14 protein-coding genes are annotated in these 18,367 nt (G+C 71.7%); 10 read left to right on the top strand and 4 right to left on the bottom strand.

Annotation, left to right across the window (positions count from 1 at the left end; translation table 11 throughout):
* From L942_RS20670 to L942_RS20635, 8 genes are all read left to right on the top strand, one after another.
* Positions 1 to 3,625, top strand: a 3,625-nt coding sequence (locus L942_RS20670) for an AAA family ATPase (protein ID WP_158684499.1), incomplete at its 5' end; no start/stop codon positions are given.
* A gap of 252 nt (positions 3,626 to 3,877) precedes the next feature.
* Positions 3,878 to 5,326, top strand: coding sequence for a 30S ribosomal protein S12 methylthiotransferase RimO (gene rimO / locus L942_RS20665; protein ID WP_037362836.1), 1,449 nt, complete (start codon positions 3,878 to 3,880; stop codon positions 5,324 to 5,326).
* Positions 5,323 to 5,970: a CDP-diacylglycerol--glycerol-3-phosphate 3-phosphatidyltransferase gene (pgsA, locus tag L942_RS20660; protein ID WP_037362833.1), complete on the top strand. Its 648-nt coding sequence runs from the start codon at positions 5,323 to 5,325 to the stop codon at positions 5,968 to 5,970. The genes rimO and pgsA overlap by 4 nt, the downstream gene beginning before the upstream one ends.
* Positions 5,970 to 6,434: a CinA family protein gene (locus tag L942_RS20655; RefSeq protein ID WP_037362830.1), complete on the top strand. Its 465-nt coding sequence runs from the start codon at positions 5,970 to 5,972 to the stop codon at positions 6,432 to 6,434. Before pgsA ends, L942_RS20655 begins: the two co-directional genes overlap by 1 nt.
* Before the next feature lie 100 nt (positions 6,435 to 6,534).
* Entirely contained in the window at positions 6,535 to 6,987 is a 453-nt protein-coding gene (locus L942_RS20650; RefSeq protein WP_037362828.1) for a helix-turn-helix domain-containing protein, read from the top strand.
* Between the two features lie 254 nt (positions 6,988 to 7,241).
* Positions 7,242 to 8,087 carry a PspA/IM30 family protein gene (locus L942_RS20645; RefSeq protein ID WP_037362825.1) on the top strand — a complete coding sequence of 282 codons (846 nt, stop codon included), beginning with the start codon at positions 7,242 to 7,244 and terminating at the stop codon, positions 8,085 to 8,087.
* A gap of 31 nt (positions 8,088 to 8,118) precedes the next feature.
* Positions 8,119 to 9,111, top strand: coding sequence for a phage shock envelope stress response protein PspM (gene pspM, locus L942_RS20640; RefSeq protein WP_037362822.1), 993 nt, complete (start codon positions 8,119 to 8,121; stop codon positions 9,109 to 9,111).
* Positions 9,112 to 10,117: 1,006 nt separating this feature from the next.
* Positions 10,118 to 11,419, top strand: a complete 1,302-nt coding sequence (locus L942_RS20635) for an allophanate hydrolase-related protein (RefSeq protein WP_037362819.1) — start codon at positions 10,118 to 10,120, stop codon at positions 11,417 to 11,419.
* A gap of 203 nt (positions 11,420 to 11,622) precedes the next feature.
* Here L942_RS20635 and L942_RS20630 read toward each other — a convergent pair whose 3' ends face one another.
* The 4 genes from L942_RS20630 to L942_RS20615 form a co-directional block, all read right to left on the bottom strand.
* Positions 11,623 to 12,648: a quinone-dependent dihydroorotate dehydrogenase gene (locus L942_RS20630; protein WP_037362848.1), complete on the bottom strand. Its 1,026-nt coding sequence runs from the start codon at positions 12,646 to 12,648 to the stop codon at positions 11,623 to 11,625.
* A 437-nt stretch (positions 12,649 to 13,085) separates the two neighbouring features.
* Positions 13,086 to 13,658 (bottom strand): GNAT family N-acetyltransferase, encoded by a 573-nt coding sequence (locus L942_RS20625; RefSeq protein ID WP_037362816.1) that lies wholly within the window; start codon positions 13,656 to 13,658, stop codon positions 13,086 to 13,088.
* A 346-nt stretch (positions 13,659 to 14,004) separates the two neighbouring features.
* Positions 14,005 to 14,823: a DNA-formamidopyrimidine glycosylase family protein gene (locus L942_RS20620; protein ID WP_037362814.1), complete on the bottom strand. Its 819-nt coding sequence runs from the start codon at positions 14,821 to 14,823 to the stop codon at positions 14,005 to 14,007.
* 4 nt (positions 14,824 to 14,827) lie between these two features.
* Positions 14,828 to 15,679 (bottom strand): ParA family protein, encoded by an 852-nt coding sequence (locus L942_RS20615; protein WP_037362812.1) that lies wholly within the window; start codon positions 15,677 to 15,679, stop codon positions 14,828 to 14,830.
* Between the two features lie 112 nt (positions 15,680 to 15,791).
* On the opposite strand from L942_RS20615, the gene L942_RS20610 reads away from it, so the two are divergent.
* Both L942_RS20610 and dinB read left to right on the top strand, forming a co-directional pair.
* A complete protein-coding gene (locus L942_RS20610; protein ID WP_037362810.1) occupies positions 15,792 to 16,517 on the top strand; it encodes a methyltransferase domain-containing protein in 726 nt (241 codons plus the stop codon).
* 471 nt (positions 16,518 to 16,988) lie between these two features.
* On the top strand, positions 16,989 to 18,206 hold the full coding sequence (dinB, locus tag L942_RS20605) for a DNA polymerase IV (protein WP_037362808.1): 1,218 nt from the start codon (positions 16,989 to 16,991) through the stop codon (positions 18,204 to 18,206).
* Positions 18,207 to 18,367 lie beyond the last annotated feature (161 nt).

Below are 18,367 nucleotides of genomic sequence, written 5' to 3'. Positions count from 1 at the left end.
GGCGCCGCCGCCCGCCGCGCCCGCGCCTTCGGGAGCGTCGCCGCTGCCCGCCGCGCCGCCGCCGGGTCCCGCGAGCGCCCCGGCGCCTAATCCCGCCGCGCCGCAGGTCCGGGTGGAGAACCTGGGCCAGGCCGGGATGTTCGTCTCCGGACCCGAGTCGGTCTCCGAGTTCGTCACGCGCGCCACCAGGGTAATCGCCTGGGCGGACGCCACCCGGCACGGCACCGCGAACGGCCCCGGCGAGCCGCCGCCGGTCGAACCGGAACGGCCGGGTTCGGACGGCTCCGGCAACAACGTGCTCGGCGACATGGCGCGGCACAGCCGGTCGGTCACGCTCGACCTGCTGGCCGCGGGCAACCGCATGTGGCAGCGCAAGGAGCAGGCCCGCTACGAAAAGGCCTACGCGGAGTGGCAGAAGGCCTACGCCGAATGGGAGAAGCGCGAGGCGGCCCGGATGACCGCGGGCACCAAGCAGCCGAACCCGTTCATCCTGCTGGTCGGGGAGGCGAACACCGGCCAGCGCCGGTTCACCCGGGCGCTGAAGGCGTCGCTGACCGAAGCCGAGGTCGGGTTCGACAACGCCGAGTTCTTCGACTGCGTCGCCCTGCTCGCCGAGTACGGCGACGACCCGGTCGAGCGCTCGGTGCCCGCGACGATCAACGAGATCGAGAACGGCGGCTCCGCGCTGATGCTCGCGGAACGGGTCGACGCGCTCTTCGAGAAGGACGTCGCCGGCACGATCCGCCTGCTGCGCCGATACGCGCGCGACCAGGACAGCTGCCGGCTGATCGTGCTGGACGGCACCGAGAAGGTGCTCGAACAGCTCAGCACCGAGGCCCCGGACCTGGTGCAGACCATGCTGCAGTACCGGCTGCCCCGGTTCGACCGGCCCGCCGAGGCGGCCGCGCTGCTCGACGTCCTCGCCCGGGAACGCTCGTTCGGCCTGCCCGCCGACGTGCGCGACCGCCTCGCCCCGCTGGCCGCGGAACCCAGCGCCCGCACGGTGGAGACGCTGCTGGACGCGGCGTCGCGGCAGGCGATCAGCCGGGGCGCGACGCCGGGCAGCCGGATCGAGATCGGCCACCCGGACATCGAGCCGCTCGTCGCCGCGGCCGGCCAGCGCGGCGGATCCTCTATCGAGGAACTGCTCGCCGAGCTGGACGCGATGATCGGCCTCTCCGCGGTCAAGCAGCGGGTCCGGTCGCTGACGTCGGAGATGGAGATCGACGCGCGGCGCCGGGAAGCGGGCATGAAGGTCGCCGTGCGCAGCCGGCACCTGCTGCTCACCGGGAACCCGGGCACGGCGAAGACGACCGTCGCCCGGCTGCTCGGCAAGATTTACCGGGCGCTCGGCGCGCTTCCCAAGGGCCATGTCGTCGAGGTGACCCGCACCGACCTGGTCGGCGAGTACGTCGGCGAGACCTCGCTGAAGACCCGCGCGGTGGTGCAGCGGGCCGTCGGCGGCGTGCTGTTCCTCGACGAGGCGTACAACCTCGTGAACGACAAGGACGACGACTTCGGCCGGGAAGCGGTCGCGGAACTGCTGGTGCAGATGGAAAACCACCGCGAGGACCTGGTGGTCTTCGCGGCCGGCTACCCCAAGGAGATGGACGCCTTCCTGGAGTCCAACTCCGGCCTGCGCTCGCGGTTCGCCGGGTCCATCGAATTCCCGGACTACTCCAACGACGAGCTGGCGCAGATCTTCCGCGCGATGGCGAAGAGCCAGGGGTACGAGCTCTCGGAGGACCTGCTCGCCGCGCTGCCCGAGGCGGTCCGGCGGATCCCGCGCGGCCGCGGCTTCGCGAACGGCCGGTCCGCGCGCGTGCTGCTGGAAGCGGCGATCGGCAAGCAGTCCACCCGGCTGACCACCGACGGCGGCGCGGACCTGGTCACGCTCGTCGCGGCCGACCTGCCGCAGCCCGGCGAGTCCGGAGTGGGCGCGGTGGACGACTCCGGTCCGCGGCGCAGCCTGCCGGAGCTGCTGGCCGAGCTGGACGCGATGATCGGGCTCGATTCGGTGAAACAGCGCGTGCGGTCGATGGTGGACGAGATGGCCGTCGACGCGCGGCGGCGGGAAGCGGGCATGAAGGTCGCCGTGCGCAGCCGGCACCTGCTGTTCACCGGCAACCCGGGCACGGCGAAAACGACCGTGTCGCGGCTGGTCGGGCAGATTTACCGCGAGCTGGGCGTGCTCCCGTCCGGGCACCTGGTCGAGGTCGGCCGCGGCGATCTCGTCGCCGAGTTCACCGGCCAGACGGCGCCGAAGACCCGCGAGGTGTGCGAACGGGCCGCGGGCGGCGTGCTGTTCATCGACGAGGCGTACAACCTCGTGCGCGACGACAACGACGACTACGGCAAGGAAGCCGTCACCGAGCTGCTGGTGCAGATGGAGAACCACCGCGACGACCTGGTGGTGTTCGTCGCGGGCTATCCCAAGCAGATGGACGAGTTCCTCGAGTCCAACCCGGGCCTGCGGTCGCGGTTCTCCGGCCGGATCGAATTCCCGGACTACACCAACGAGGAACTCGCCGGGATCTTCACGGTGATGGCGAAGAGCCAGGGCTACGAGCTGTCGGAGGACCTGCTCGCGGCGCTGCCCGAGGCGATCCGCCGCATCCCGCGCGGCCGCGGCTTCGCCAACGGCCGGTCCGCGCGCGGCCTTCTGGAAGCCGCGATCAGCAGGCAGTCCAGCCGGCTCGCCGCCGCGCCGGACACGCCGCCGGACCAGCTGGCCGTGCTGGTGGCCGCGGACCTGCCGGGCGAGGCGGGGGTCGCGGTCAGCGACGACGCCGGGCCGCGCCGGGGACTGGACGACCTGCTGGCCGAACTCGACGGCATGATCGGCCTGGACGGCGTGAAGGAGCAGGTTCGCGCGCTGGTCGCGGAAACCCGGCTGGACGCGCGGCGGCGCAAGGCCGGGCTGCCGGTCGGCGCGCGCAGCAGGCACCTGGTGTTCACCGGCAATCCGGGCACGGCGAAGACGACCGTCGCGCGCCTGATGGGGCAGATCTACCGCGAGCTGGGCGTGCTGCCGTCCGGGCACCTGGTCGAGGTCGCGCGGCCGGACCTGGTGGGGGAGTACATCGGCCAGACCGCGCCGAAAACCCGCGAGGTGTGCGAACGGGCGATCGGCGGGCTGCTGTTCGTCGACGAGGCCTACACGCTGGTCCAAGGTTCCGCGTCGGGCGCCGACTTCGGGGCCGAGGCGATCGCGGAACTGCTGGTGCAGATGGAAAACCATCGCGAGGACCTCATCGTGATCGCGGCCGGCTACCCGGCGGACATGGACCGCTTCCTCGACGCCAACGCCGGCCTGCGGTCCCGCTTCGGCGCGACCGTGCACTTCGCCGACTACGACAACGACCAGCTGGCGGCGATTTTCACCGCGATGGCGGGCAAACAGGGCTACCGGCTCGACGCCGCGCTCACCGAAGCGCTGCCCGGGTTCATGGCCGGGCTCGACCGCGGACCGGGCTTCGCCAACGGCCGTTCGGCCCGCGGCCTGCTCGAACGCGCCATCCGGGCGCAAGCGATGCGGCTGGCCGGCCCGGACGTCGACCTCGAAGCTCTGGACGACGCGGAGCTGACGCTGCTGACGGTCCCGGACCTGTCCGCCGCGGAGTGACGCGGGCCGGGACTCGCGCCAGGCAGCTCGGCAGGTCCGTGAAGGACTCCTTGCGGGAATCAGATTCCCGCAAGGGGCCCCTCACGGACGGCGGACGCCAGCCCGAGAGCCGCGTCGGCGCACCTCGACCGCGTCCCCAGCGTCGCCGGGCGCCCCGGCCTCGGCGGAGCGACCCGGCCGGAGAAGGCCGCGTCACCGCACTGGGCGACGCCGTCGCGGAGCGGTCCGCACGCGACGGCTACCCTGAACGTCGTGCCTTCTCCAGCCGCTGACTCCGCTCGTGCCCGCCGTGTCTCCCTCGTGACCTTGGGCTGCGCCCGCAACGAGGTCGATTCCGAGGAGCTGGCGGGCCGGCTGGCCGCGGGCGGCTGGGAACTGGCCGCCGAACCCGAGGACTCCGACGTCGTCGTGGTCAACACGTGCGGGTTCGTCGAATCGGCCAAGAAGGACTCGGTCGACACGCTGCTCGCCGCCGCCGACACCGGGCGCAAGGTCGTCGCGGTCGGCTGCATGGCCGAGCGCTACGGCAACGAACTCGCCGACAGCCTGCCCGAGGCCGACGCGGTGCTCGGCTTCGACCACTACGCCGACCTGTCCGCGCGGCTGGACGACGTGGTCGCCGGCCGCGCGATCGCCGCGCACACCCCGTCCGACCGGCGCAAGCTGCTGCCGATCAGCCCGGTGCGGCGGCCCGCCGCGGCGGCCGAGGTCGAGGTGCCCGGGCACGCGCAGCACGGCTGGGGCCCGCGCGTCCTGCGCACGCGGCTCGACGATTCCCCGGTCGCCGCGCTGAAGATCGCCTCCGGCTGCGACCGGCGCTGCTCGTTCTGCGCGATCCCGTCGTTCCGCGGGTCGTTCGTGTCCCGCCAGCCGGACGAGATCGTCGCCGAAGCGGCCTGGCTCGCCGAGAACGGCGCGAAGGAACTGTTCCTGGTCAGCGAGAACTCGACGTCGTACGGCAAGGACTTCGGCCGCGACGGCGCCCGCGCGCTCGAACTGCTGCTGCCGCGGCTGGCGGAGATCGACGGCATCGAGCGCGTCCGCGTCTCCTACCTGCAGCCCGCCGAAACGCGGCCGCAGCTGGTGAAGGCGATCGCGACCACGCCGGGGGTCGCGGACTACTTCGACCTGTCCTTCCAGCACTCCAGCGAGCAGGTGCTGCGCCGGATGCGCCGGTTCGGCTCCACCGATTCGTTCCTCGCGCTCACCGAGCAGATCCGCGAGTACTCGCCCGAGGCGGGCATCCGCACCAACGTGATCGTCGGCTTCCCCGGCGAGACCGAGGACGACCTCGCCGAGCTGGAGCGGTTCCTCACCGGCGCCCGGCTGGACGCGGTCGGCGTCTTCGGCTACTCCGACGAGGACGGCACCGAGGCCGAGACCTTCGACGGCAAGCTCGACCCGGCCGAGGTCGCCGAGCGCGTCGCACGCGTTTCGGCGCTGGTCGAGGAGCTGACCGCGCAGCGCGCCGAGGACCGGATCGGCACCTTCGTGGACGTGCTCGTCGAACACGACGGCACGGACGGCGACGACGCGGTCGGCCGCGCCGCGCACCAGGCCCCCGAGGTCGACGGCGAGTGCGTCATCCTCGAGGACGAGAACGCCGAGCCGCTCGCGGTGGGCGACCTCGTCCGCTGCGAGGTCGTCGACTCCGCCGGCGTCGACCTGGTCGTCCGCCCGGCGCCGGACGCCGGCCGGTGAGTGCCGCGCCCAGCGGGGCAGGCGAGGGCGTGCCCCGCGCCGCGTCCGAGGGCGGGGACCGGCTGCCCGAGGCGACCGAGGTCCCGACGCTGAACCTGGCGAACCTGCTCACCATCTCGCGGCTCGTCCTGGTCCCGCTGTTCGTCGTCGCGCTGTTCACCGGCCACGGCGAGGACACCACGTGGCGGGCGATCGCCACCGGGCTGTTCGCCATCGCGTCGGCGACCGACCAGGTCGACGGCTGGGTCGCCCGCCGCTACGGGCTCATCACCGACTTCGGCAAGATCGCCGACCCGATCGCGGACAAGGCGCTCATCGGCGCCGCCCTGATCGGGCTCAGCGCGCTGGGGGAGCTGTCCTGGTGGGTCACGATCGTGATCGCGGTGCGCGAGATCGGCGTGACGCTGCTGCGGTTCTGGGTGATCCGGCACGGCGTGATCCCGGCCAGCCGCGGCGGCAAGGCGAAGACGATGGCGCAGATCGTCGCGATCGTGACCTACCTGCTGCCGTTGCCGGCCGGCGCGGACCCGGTGCGCTGGGCGCTGATGGGCCTGGCGGTCGCGCTCACCGTGATCACCGGAGTCGACTACCTGATCCGCGCGATCCGGTTGCGCGCCGCCGGCCGGCGCGCGATGGGCGCGTGATGACCGAAGCGCGCGAACTCGTCGAGACCCTCACCCGCCGGGGGGAAACCGTGGCCGCGGCGGAGTCGCTCACGGCCGGTCTCGTCTGTGCCACGCTCGCCCAGGTGCCGGGTGCGAGCGCGGTGCTGCGCGGCGGGCTGGTGGTTTACGCCACACCGCTGAAAGCTTCGCTCGCCGGCGTCGACGAGCAGTTGCTGGCCGAGCACGGTGCGGTGCACCCGGAGGTCGCCGCACAGCTGGCCAGGGGCGCGCGGGAGCGCTGCGGGGCGACCTGGGGACTCGGACTGACCGGCGTCGCCGGGCCGGATCCGCAGGACGGCGTGGCCCCGGGAACGGTGTACCTCGGGCTCAGCGGACCGGGCGTGGACACGGTGCGTGAGCTGGCCGAGACCGGTGACCGGGACACGATCCGGACGTCCTCGGTGCGCGCCGCGTTCGCGCTGCTCCGGGAACAACTAGACTGAAAACGGCGTTCGCCCTTGGCGTACGCACGTGTCAAGTCCTGCACTCGGGGCACCGCTCTGGGTAACGTAGGAGGCACCAGTTCGGGAAGGGAGGCGCGTGATGACCGTGCTGTTGCGCGAGGCGATCGGTGATCGGCTCCGTCATGCCCGCACCAACCAGCGTCGGACGCTGCGTGACATCTCCCGCGCCGCCCGGGTGAGCCTCGGCTACCTCTCCGAGGTCGAGCGCGGCCAGAAGGAAGCTTCCAGCGAGCTGCTGGCATCCATTTGCGAGGCGCTGGAGCTGCCGCTGGGCGAGCTGCTGCACAAGGTCGCCGCGGACGTGTCGGCCCTCGACAAGGTCGAGGTCGCGCCGGTGGCCGAAGAGGTGGAGACCGCTCCGAAGGAGACCGTGCCCGACCGGGGCGAGGCCGGGTTCGAAGGCGGCCGCCTGGTGTCGGAGCTGATCGGCGACGACCTGTCCGACCTGCGGCTCCAGCCCGCGCCGCGGATGAACACGACGTTGCGGACCACGATCGGCGCGCCGAAGCTGGCGTCCACGATCGCGGCGTAACGCCGGCGCTGCTTCGCTGCACGGCCCCGGGGAGATCTCCCCGGGGCCGTCGGCGTGCGCGGGATCCCCTGCGGGCCGGTCCCGACCGGCGGTCAGGGCTGACCCTGAATTCCCCCGGGGTCGCCTGGAACGGCGGAGGCCGACCTGACACGATGGAACCCAACGCCGGGGTCGGTACGTTGTGCGACTAGGGGAGCGACGCCCCGCCCCGAAGCAATCAGGGCCCGTGGGACGCAAGAAGGCAGGCGGAGGAGATGGCCAACCCGTTCGTGAAGTTCTGGAAGTACATGATGGCGGCGTTCTCGTCGAAGATCGACGAGCACGCCGACCCGAAGGTACAGATCCAGCAGGCCATCGAGGAGGCGCAGCGCAACCACCAGGCGCTGACGCAGCAGGCCGCCTCCGTGATCGGCAACCAGCGGCAGCTGGAGATGAAGCTCAACCGCCAGCTCGGCGAGGTCGAGAAGCTGCAGGCCTCGACGCGCCAGGCGCTGGTGCTGGCCGACGAGGCCCGCGCCAAGGGCGACGAGGCGAAGGCCGCGCAGTTCGAGACCGCGGCGGAGAGCTTCGCCGCGCAGCTGGTCACCGCCGAGCAGAGCATCGAAGACCTGAAGACGCTGCACGACCAGTCGCTGCAGGCGGCCACGCAGGCCAAGCAGGCGGTCGAGCGCAACGCGACGATGCTGCAGCAGAAGCTGGCCGAGCGCACCAAGCTGCTCTCGCAGCTGGAGCAGGCGAAGATGCAGGAGCAGGTCTCCGCCTCGCTGAACCAGATGAGCCAGCTGGCCGCGCCGGGCAACACGCCGTCGCTGGAGGAGGTCCGGGACAAGATCGAGAAGCGCTACACCACCGCGCTCGGCTCGGCCGAGCTGGCGCAGAACTCGGTGCAGGGCCGCATGATGGAGGTCCAGGAGTCGGCCACCCAGATGGCGGGCCACTCGCGGCTGGAGCAGATCCGCGCGTCGATGCGCGGCGACTCGGTCGCCCAGGTCACCGACGGCGGCGCGGGCGCGGCGGCGGCCAAGCCGGCCGCCTCGGGCGACATCCAGCGGGAGATCCAGGCCCGCGTGCAGGCGGAACAGGGCAAGAACCCGGCCTGACCGGCCGGGCGCGAGCGCAGGGGGCTGCGGGATGACCAAACGGCGGGACTTCAGCGAGTTCAACGCCAAGCTCGAGAAGCACATCGAGCGGTTGCCCGATTACGCCCAGCGCGCTCAGGAAAAGCTGCAGCGGTACTTCCCGCCGGCCGACGAAGCCGGCGGGAAGCCGCAGCAGAACGGCCGGACCCAGCGCGGTCCGGTGTCCCCGCCGCCGGTGCCGCGCCGCCCGTCGGCTCCGGCCGCGTCCGCGGTGTTTTCGACCGTCGCCGGACAGGTGCCCGCGGTGGCCGAGGTCCGGGCGAAATGGCAGCGCTGGAACGAGCCGAGCGCGAAGCACCAGCGCCGGATCCGCCGCACCTCGCGCGTGCTGACGCTGTGGGTGCTGGTCACGATCCTGCTCGGGATCCTCACCGTGCTCACCGCCACCGGCCTGCTCGGCGGAGCGGTGGCCGGTCCGGAAATCGGGCAGGCGGTGTTCTCCGGGTTCGCGACGCTGGTGTTCGGCACGTTCAGCGTCCGCACGGCGATGCGGTTGCGAGAGCTGAAAAAGGTCGAACTGCCCGCCGCGCCGAGCGGCCCGCCGCCGCTGCCGGCCGCCGGTTCGGCCGCGCGCGAGCCGATGGAGCGGCTGGCCGAGTCGGAAGCCTCGTTGCGCGAACTGCTGAAGCAGCTCTCGGTGCCGACTTCGCTGGGCACCACAGCCGTTCCGGAGGTGTCGGTCGCCGACGCCCGCGTGACGGCCGACGAGGCGGCCCGCGCCCTGCGCGGCCTGGCCGACCGGATCCAGGCGATCGAACGCGGCCGCGATTCCGCCCCGGAACGCGAACGTTCGGCGCTGCAGGCGGCGGTCACGAAACTGCGCGAACAACTCGACGACGGCCTCGAACGCTACGGCAGCCTGGTCGCCGCGGCCGGCCGCGCGGTGGCGGCGAGCAGCGACGGGATGGTCACGTCGCGGGAAGCACTGACGGACGCGACGGACCGGCTCGCCGGGCTGGCGTTGGCGCTGAAGGATCTTGGCTGAGCTGGCTGTTGGTTGCGGTGCCCCGGTTCCCCTGGGGTGAATCTTGGGGGCGCGGTTTCGCGGGGTTGGCGAGCTGTCCTGACCAGCCTGGATGGTCTGCCGCGATACCCGATCGCTGGGTCTGGTGCGGGCGGGTGGCTTCGCGGGGATTGTGGTGGGGTCGGTGAGTTGTGATGACCGGCTTGTCGCCGGGTGGTCCGCGGCGTGATGCCGGGTCCGTGGGTGGGTCTGGTGCGGGCGGGCGGCTTCGCGGGGATTGCGTTGGGGTCGGTGAGTTGTGATGACCGGCTTGTCGCCGGGCGGCCCGCCGCGCGATGCCGGATCCAGGGTGAGTTCGGTCCGGGCACGCGGTTTCGCGGTCACTGAATCGGCCCGGGTTGGCGAGCTGTCGAGCCCTGCGTGTCGCCGGGCGGTCCGCCGTACATTGGCGGATCGTGGGGACGAGTCTGGTCGAGGCCCGCGGAATTGTGCTGAGGTTGGCGATCTGCCATGACCAGCCTGGATGGCGGATCCCGGGGTGGGTCTGCTGCGGGCGCGCGGCTTCGTGGTCACTGAGGGAATCGCTGCGGGTTCAGCGAGTGCATCTCGGCGTTGGCGCGACACCGAAGGACCTTGGCCGAGCCGCTGGTCCAGGCACATTGCCGAACCAGGCCACCGGATAATCCGTCGCGCCACGCCCGGCCCCGGGGGTGAATGCGGTCCGGGCGCGTGCGTCGCGGCGACTGCGGGAAGCGCGGTGCCCGGCCCGGAACGCCGTCCTGATGGCCGAGTTTGGGATTCCGGTCGGCGCAACGGGACTGTCCGGCCGCGACGGTGCGTGAGTTTCCCCCGAACACCGCAACAATCGCGTAATCCGATCCTGCTGGTGACGGAAACGTCTGCGGTTTAACGTTTTTCTCATGAGGTCGGTGTTGGCACCCGCCAGGCCCGGCGTCGCGGGCTGAGGTTCGCGGCGCCGGACGTACACAGTGGACTCCTCCGATCCCGCCGAGGAAAGGACGCCCTCGTGACTACGCTCCCGCCGGAACCTGATCCTGTTCCCGTCCCTCCGCCCAGCTCGCACGAGCGGGTCCGCACCGCGTTCGAGCGGCTCGCGAAAGCCGACCGCCCCGAACTCTGGGTCTCGGTGCGCACCATGGAGGAAGTGCTCGTCGAAGCGAAAACCGTCGACGAACGCGTCCACGCCGGAGAAGACCTGCCGCTGGCCGGAATCGTCTGCGCGACAGACTCGGACGCCCCGCCCGCGCGCCTGATCGACGCCGGCGCGGTACTCCTCGGAACCACCGTCGCCGACCCGGAAAACGCGGCCGTCGGACTCGAGATCGTCGATCTGGCACTGAATTCCTCCGCCCGCGAGATCGCCGCCCCGCCCGGGGTGCTCACGCTCAAGCCGACGCGCGGACTGATCCCGGGGCCGACCGTTTCGGTGTCCGCGCAGCGCCTCGCGACCGCCCAGCGCGCCGTCGCGGCGATGCTCGGCCCCGATGGTCTGGACCCGGCAGTCCGCGAATGGCCCGCCGACGTCCGCCTCGCCGCCGGGCAGCATCCGCGCCTCGGCATTCCCGCCGAAGCCAGCCTTCCGCTGCCCGCGAGGAGGGTTTTCGACGTCGCCGCCGCCTCTCTGGAGGCTTCCGGGGCCGTGCTGGTCCCGGTAGACGTCAGCGCGCTTTACGGCGCTGGAAACGTCCTCGGCACCCGCTCTCTGCTGGCAGACCTGGACGCTCTGCTCCTGCCGACCGTCGGCGTCCAGGACACGACGCTCAACGCCTTGGACCTAGCCGCGGTGACCGTCCCGGGGGACCGGCGGCCGTACGGGATCACCATCGTGACGCGCGCGTTCGAGGACCAGATCGGGATCGACCTGGCGTCCGTGCTGACCGGGGAAACGTCGCCGGACCCGTATCCGTGCGAGAGCGTTGACGTCGTGGTGTTCGGGGCGCACCTGTGCGGCCAGCCGTTGCACGACGAACTGCACGGGGCCCGGTTCGGCGGCCTGGTCCGGACCGCGGAGAGGTACCGGATGGTCCTGCTCGACGGCGTCACCCCGCCTCAGCCCGGGGTGCTCCCCGGCTCGTCCGGGGTCGACGGCGAGCGCTGGCGCTTGTCTCCCGCGGCGTTCGGCCGGTTCGCGGCAGGCTTGGCCTCGCCGTTCGTTCTGGGCCCGGTCGAGCTGGACGACGGGAGTTCGCCGCTCGCGGTGCTGTGCGAACCCGCGGCCGCGGCGGGCGGGGAAGGCCTGGACCGGTACGCGTCCTGGCGCGGGTACCTGCGGTTCATCAGCACCGGAGGACCGCGGTTCGCCGGCTGAGGCGGGTGCCGGCACGGTGGGTTCGCTGCCGCGGCAATGGCTGGGCCGGGTTGCTCTCCGCCCTTGGCACACTGCTCGGGGCCGAGAGCGGCCGGGCGACGCCCCGCCTTCGTTCTTGACGGGCGCGTTTTCCGGTTGAGCAGCCCTTGGACAGCGGCCTTGACCGGTGCTGTCGAGACCTCTGTCGGGCTCAGGTCCGGCGGCTACCGGGCGGCGAGGCCGCGGCCGACGCGGCGGACCAAGCCCGGCCCGTGCAGGGCGAAACCGGTGTAGAGCTGGATGAGGCTGGCGCCGGCGTCGAGCATGCGGCGGGCGTCGTCCGGGCCGAGGATGCCGCCGACGCCGATGATCGGCAGCTTGCCCTCGGTCTTTTCGTGGACGAAGCGCACGACTTCCGCCGAGCGCTGGGTCAGCGGGCGGCCGGACAGTCCGCCGGCCTCGGAGGCCAGCGCGGCTTCGGCGGGGGCGATCCCGGCGCGGGAGAGGGTCGTGTTGGTCGCGATGATTCCGGCGACCCCGTGCTCCAGGCAGACTTCGAGGAGTTCGGCGAGCGCGTCGTCGGTGAGGTCGGGGGCGACCTTCACCAGCAGCGGAGTGCGGCCGCCCAGTTCGGCGCCGGTCTTGCGGAGTTCGGCGAGCAATTCGGCGAGCGCGGCTTTGTCTTGCAGCGCACGGAGACCCGGCGTGTTGGGGGAGCTGACGTTGATCGCGAAGTAGTCCGCGTAGGGGTGCAGGGTGCGCAGCGAGAAGCGGTAGTCCTCGACGGCTTCGTCCAGCGGTGTCACCTTCGACTTGCCGATGCTGATGCCCAGCGGGACCGCGGGTTTCCCGTGCGCGGCCAGGCGGTCGGCGAGGGCTTGGGCTCCGTCGTTGTTGAAGCCCATGCGGTTGATGACCGCGTCGGTCGCCGGGAGGCTGAAGAGGCGGGGCTTGGGGTTGCCCGGCTGGGGGTGCCGGGTGACCGTGCCTACCTCGACGAAGCCGAAGCCCAGGGCGGGCCAGGCGTGGAGGGCGCGGCCGTTCTTGTCCATGCCCGCGGCCAGGCCGACGCGGTTGGGGAAGGTCAGGCCCAGGACGGTGGTCGGGTCGTCGGTCCGGTACGCCCTGGAGAGCGGGCGGAGGGCGGTTCCGGCTCGGCTCAGCAGGGCGACGGTGCGTTCGTGCACTGCCTCCGGGTCGTGGTAGGCGAGCCGGTACATCGCGGGGCGGACGATCCTGTCGAAGAGCACGTCGTCCATGCTGCCGTATCGGGGGTGGGGTGGGTTGGGGCGGCTCGGGGTTCTGTGGTTTGGGTCGCGCGGGGCGGCTCGTCGCCCTGGCGGGCGACATCGCTTTTGAGGGGTGGCGTGGGCACCCCGAAGCCCGATTGTGCTGACGGTTCGGGGGTGCTTGTCAAGGCGGGAAAGCGTGCCTTGACAAGCACCCCCGAACCGCAGTTTGGCTTCGTATCGGGGTGCGGGGGAGGGGCTGGGTGCCTCGATTTTTGGGTGCGGCGGCTGCGGTTGGGGCGTGAAGGGCTCCTTGAGGGAATGCAAGGCGCTCGAGTCAGCGGAGGTGCGGTGAGGGAAGCGGGTTCCCCGCCCCCGGCACCTGGTGCGGGCTCGGAGCGGGTGAGGGCCAAGGCTCGCCCGGCTCCGCGGAACCTTCGGCGTAAGCGCCTCGCGAGTCAGTTTCCCTGGGCAGCTCCGGCTTTCCACTCGTCTTCCAACATGGCGTAGACCAGTTCGTCGGCCCATTCGCCCTTGACGATCTCGTTCTCCCGCAGGCGCGCTTCCTGGCGCATGCCCAGGCGCTCCATCAACGCCGCCGACCTGGTGTTGCGGCCGTCGCAGCGGCCGATGACGCGGTGCAGGCCCAGGTCTTCGAAGCCGAGGCGCAGGAGTTCGCGCGTTGCTTCCAGGGCCAGGCCTTTTCCGTGGTGGTCGGGGTGGAAGACGAAGCCGATCTCGCCCTGGCGGCGTTCGGCGCTGAGGTATTCGAGGTTGAGGTCGCCGATCAGCTGACCGGTTTCGGCGAGTTCCACGGCGACGGCGAGGAACTGGCCTTCCTCGGACAAGGTCGAGCTGTGGACGCGCTTCGCCAGCGCGGCCGCGGATTCGGCGCGGCTGCGCGGTCCCCAGTACAGGTAGCGGACGACGTCCGCGCGGGACTGGAACGCGTTCAGGGCATCGAGATCGTCGTCCCGGAACGGGCGGAGGAGCAGGCGTTCGGTGGTGATCGGGTAATCCGGCCTGAGCATCCTCCCAGCCTAGCGACTTCCGCGAGCCCGCCGGAACCGCCGCGGCGATCATCGGCGGACAGGGAAATCCCCGGGGCGCCTCCTGGACGCCGTCCGCGTCCAGGCCCGAGCCGGACCGGTGCTCGGGAACCCCGGGAATCCGGTGACTGCCTGGTATTCGTCAGCAGGCAGCACGTGAAGCAGGCGATGAGCCGAAGGTGGCTCTTGTTGTATCGCTGCTCAAAGTCCCAACACGTGCCATCCGCTAGCGGACAGCCACCTCACGAGTCCTGTGTGAATACAACTTAGGACCACCTCCTCTCTCGTGTACTGCCACGCTAACCGCGAACCTCGCGGTCCGGCAACATCATTTGCCCGGCGGTCCGCCGGCCGGGACGGGACCGGGCTGGCAGCGCGGGCAGCACCAGGTCGGACGCTGGTACTGGCCGTCGCCCTGCTGGCGCACCAGCAGCGGGCCGCCGCAGCGGAAGCAGCCTTGGCGGGTGCGTTCGTAGACCCACGTACGGCGTCCGCGGCGGAGGTCTCCGGTCGTGGCTTGTTCGTGCCGCCACGCGTTGGCGACGAGCAGCTTCCGGGCGAGCGCCACCGCGCGTGCCGTGTCCACTTCGGACACTGGGGTCCACGGGGAAACGCCGAGCAGGAAACAGATCTCGCATTTGTACAGGTTGCCGACGCCGGCCATGATCCGCTGGTCCAGCAGTGCGTCGCCGAGTTCGCGGTCCGGTTTCGCGGCGAGGTTCGCGGCGGCCCGCGCGGCGTGCTCGTCCGTCCACTGTGGATCCAGCAGGTCCGGGCCGAGGTGGCCGACGAGCGTGTGCTCCTCCGCGGTGGGCAGCAGTTTCAGGTCGTGCAACCGGAAACCGATCGCCTGGACGTCCTCGGTCCGCAGCACGACGCGCGCGTGATGAGGGGGCATCGGCCACTTCGCGCCCGCGGGCTGGATCTTCCACGAACCGTCCATCCGCAGGTGGCTGTGGAGCGTCAGGTCGCCGGAGAAGCGCGTGAAGAGGTGTTTGCCGACGGTGCCGACACCGCGCACCTCACGGCCCGCGAGGTCCACAGTGGCCAGTTCGGGATGCCGGAACTCCCCGCGCACCAACATTTTCCCGGCGAGCGCGCGGTCGAGCAGCTTTCCGGCCAGGAATACGGTGTCGCCCTCGGGCACGGGATCAGCCCGCGGTTTCCGACACTTCTGCCTGCACCGCTTCCTCTTCGGCGCGCACGCGGTGCCGTCCGGCGCGGTTGGAGCGCAGGATCTTGGCGAGAACCATGTTGAAAGTCAGCGCGATCTCTTGCGCGCCAGGGGAATGCCACTCGTGGATGGGGCTGCACGCGCCCTGTGCCTGCTGCACGGCGAGCCGGTCCGGGATGGCCGTCGGCATCACCAGCGAACCGAAGTTCTCGCGCAGCTCCGCGACCCGGAACTGGTGCTCGTAGGACCGCACGCGCAGCTTGTTCACCAGCACGCCGATCGGCCGCAGCGACGGATTGCTGTCCTCGCGGATCCGTTCGATCGCTTCGAGCGCGCGCTGCGCGCCGGCGACCGCATACATTGTGGGTTCGGTCACAATGAGCGCGCTGTCCGCCGCGACGAGCGCCGATTTGGTGAGCCGGCCGAGCGACGGCGGGCAGTCGATGATCGCCAGTTCGTACGGTTCCTCGCGCAGCGGATGCTGATGCAATTCGTCGAGGGCGCGGGAGAGGTTTTCCAGGCGGCGGCCGTCGGAGTCGGGTTCGTTGAGCGACTCCAGCTCCTCGGCGCCGACCAGCACGTCGATCTCCTCGCTCCAGACGCTGGGCGCGATAGCGCGTTCGAGGACGGCCCGCGCGGGCGTCTCGAGCACGTCGGCGAGCGTCGCGTCGGTGAACGGCGGGTCGAGCGAGGTGGTGGCGTTGCCCTGTGGGTCGAGGTCGGCTACGAGCGTGCGGGTTCCCCTACGCAGCGCGGCCGACGCGATACCGAGCGCGACCGTCGTTTTGCCGACACCACCCTTGAGGCTGAGAACGGCGACCGTGTGCACTCGACACAGCCTACGGGCCGCGCGCCGGGGCGGTAGCCCGGAAGGTGGCGAACGCCGCTGCGGCGCCCACGCGGGTCACGGCAAGTGACCGGCGGCCATTACCCTGTCGGCCATGAAGACCGACACCGTGGCCGCCCGGGGTTCGGGCGCTGTTCGCCGGGCGCTCGAGGCCGAACTGCGGGCCGCCCGCGCCCGCGGCGTGGAGCAGCCGGTCGTCGTCGACGTCGGCGGCGGGAGCGGCGGCTGGGCGGTGCCGTTCGCCTCGGCCGGATGCCTGGTCACCGTGGTCGAACCGAACCCGAACGCGCTCGCGACGCTGCGCCGCCGCGCCGAGGAGGAAGGCGTCTCCGGCCGGATCACGGTGATCGCCGACGACTCCGACGCCCTCGCCGCGCACGTCCAGGCCGGGTCCGCGGACCTCGTGCTGGCGCACGGCCTGCTGGAGGTCGTGGACGACCCGCGCGCGGTGCTCGACGCGCTCGCCGCGGCCGTCTCGCCGGGCGGCGCCGTGTCGGTGCTGGTGGCCAACCGCACCGCGGCCGTGCTGCATCGCGCGCTGGCCGGGCGGATCTCCGAGGCGCAGCAGCTGATGGAAGGTCCCGAGGGCATCGTCGCGGGGGACACCGTACTGCGCCGGTACGACAGTTCCGGGCTCACCGATTCGCTCGTCGCCGCCGGCCTGGAGGTCACGCTGCTGCAGGGCGACCGGGTGATCGCGGACGTCGTCCCTGGCGAGGTCCGCGAGGACGAACTGGCGGAGTTCGAGCTGCGTGCCGCGGCGGTGCCCGCGCTGCGCGATGTCGCGGGCCGGTTGCACGCCATCGCTCGGCGGGCTTGAGCCGCGTTTGGCGGGGTGCGCGCTCCTCGGGAGGGTGGTCGCCGGGGCTCGATCGTTCGGCGGGCTTGGTCGGTTTTCGCCGTCGCGGTAGCCGCTTCGGCGCGGTCCGGTGCCGCTCGTGCTGGTGGTCGGTTGGGCTGCGTGCCGCGGTCCGCGCTTGGCGATGCTCGCGCCACCCGTAAGCGTGGGTGCCGGGACTCGAATGCTCGGCGGGCTTGGTCGGGTTTCGCCGTCGCAGTAACCGCTCCGGTGCCACTCGTACGGGTTGTCGGTTGAGCTGCGTGCCGCAGTGGTGCCCGCGCTGCGCGACGTCGCGGGCCGGTTGCGCGTGATCGTCCGGCGCGGCTGATCGCGGCTGGCGGGGTCCGCGCCACCCGTCAGCGTGGTCGCCGGAACTCGATCGCCCGGAATTGTCGGTGGCGGCGGGTAGCGTCTCGCGGCGTGGGGAGAAATGCCGAACTGCCGAGCGGGATGGCCCGCTACCGCGTCACCACGGGCGCGACCGAGCTGCCGGACGACACCGGCTGCTCGATTCTGCACGTGGACATGGACGCCTTCTTCGTGTCGTGCGAACTGCGCACGCGGCCGGAGCTGGCGGGCAAGCCGGTCGTGGTGTCCGGCGGCGGCCCGCGTTCGGTCGTCGCCGCGGCGAGTTATCCGGCGCGGCGGTTCGGGGTTCGCTCGGCGATGCCGTTCGCCACGGCCAAGCGGCTCTGCCCGCAGCTGATCTGCATCCAGCCGACGCCCGGGCTGTACGGCGAGGTGTCGCGCGGCGTCATGGGGATTTTCCGGCAGTTGACGCCGCTGGTCGAGCCGCTGAGCCTGGACGAGGCTTTCCTGGACGTAGGAGGCGCGCTGCGGCGGCTGGGCACCACGCCGGGGGCGCTGGGGGCGCGGATCAGGGAGCGGGTGCAAGCCGAGCACGGGATCGCGTGCTCGGTCGGCGTCGCGAAGGTCAAATTCGTCGCGAAACTGGCTTCGGGGATGGCTAAACCGGACGGGATGGTGATCGTCCCCGCGGCCGAGACGCTCGACTTCCTGCACCCGCTGCCGGTGTCGGCGCTGTGGGGCGTCGGGAAGCGGACCGAGGAGCAGCTGCGCCAACACGGCTGGCACACCATCGCGGACGTGGCCGGCGCCCCGCCCGCCCGGCTGCGGCGCGCGGTGGGCCGGGCGGTCGGGGACCACCTGTGGGCCTTGGCGAACGGCCACGACGACCGGGCGGTGGAACCGGAGTCGGCGGAGAAGTCGATCGGCGCCGAGCACACCTTCGACGTCGACGTCCTGAACCGCGACGAGCTGAGTTTGGAACTGCTGCGCCTGTCCGAACGGGTCGGGGCGACGCTCCGCTCGCGCGGGCTGCGCGGGCGGACGGTGTCGATCAAGGTGCGGTTCGCCGATTTCCGCACGATCACCCGGGCGCGCACGGTGCTCTCTGCGACGGACGTGGCCCGCGACATCCACCGTACGGCGGTCGAGCTGCTGACCGAGCACGCGCCGACGGGAGCGGTCCGGCTGATCGGCGTGCGGGTGGAAGGCCTGGACACCGGCGACGAAGGGGAGCAGCTGTCGTTCGCCAGCGACGAACCGCGCTGGCGGGACGCCGAAGTGGCCGCGGACGTGGCGAGGCTGAAGTTCGGCTCGGCGGCTATCCGGCCTGCTTCGCTGCTGTCCCCTCGGGAGGAGTGAGGCTGGGATTGATCGGAGGAGCGCGGCTGGAGTTGATCGCTCCCCAGGAGGCGTGAGGCTGGGTTTGATCGCGGGCGGTCGGGGCGGCGTTGCTTGCACCAGAACGCAGAGGCGGCGACCAGTCCCGCCGGGCGGCGCTCGAGGTGCTGCCTGTTTCGGCG

This window comes from Amycolatopsis orientalis DSM 43388, from assembly GCF_000411975.1.
Classification (GTDB): Bacteria; Actinomycetota; Actinomycetes; order Mycobacteriales; family Pseudonocardiaceae; genus Amycolatopsis; species Amycolatopsis orientalis_D.
This window is presented reverse-complemented; position numbering and strand designations above follow the sequence as displayed.

Coding starts and splice junctions, on each gene's coding strand:
- L942_RS20655 (WP_037362830.1), top strand. CDS start 5,970: ATGACCGAAGCGCGCGAACTCGTCGAGACCCTCACCCGCCGGGGGGAA.
- L942_RS20650 (WP_037362828.1), top strand. CDS start 6,535: ATGACCGTGCTGTTGCGCGAGGCGATCGGTGATCGGCTCCGTCATGCC.
- L942_RS20645 (WP_037362825.1), top strand. CDS start 7,242: ATGGCCAACCCGTTCGTGAAGTTCTGGAAGTACATGATGGCGGCGTTC.
- pspM (WP_037362822.1), top strand. CDS start 8,119: ATGACCAAACGGCGGGACTTCAGCGAGTTCAACGCCAAGCTCGAGAAG.
- L942_RS20625 (WP_037362816.1), bottom strand. CDS start 13,658: ATGCTCAGGCCGGATTACCCGATCACCACCGAACGCCTGCTCCTCCGC.
- L942_RS20610 (WP_037362810.1), top strand. CDS start 15,792: ATGAAGACCGACACCGTGGCCGCCCGGGGTTCGGGCGCTGTTCGCCGG.
- dinB (WP_037362808.1), top strand. CDS start 16,989: ATGGCCCGCTACCGCGTCACCACGGGCGCGACCGAGCTGCCGGACGAC.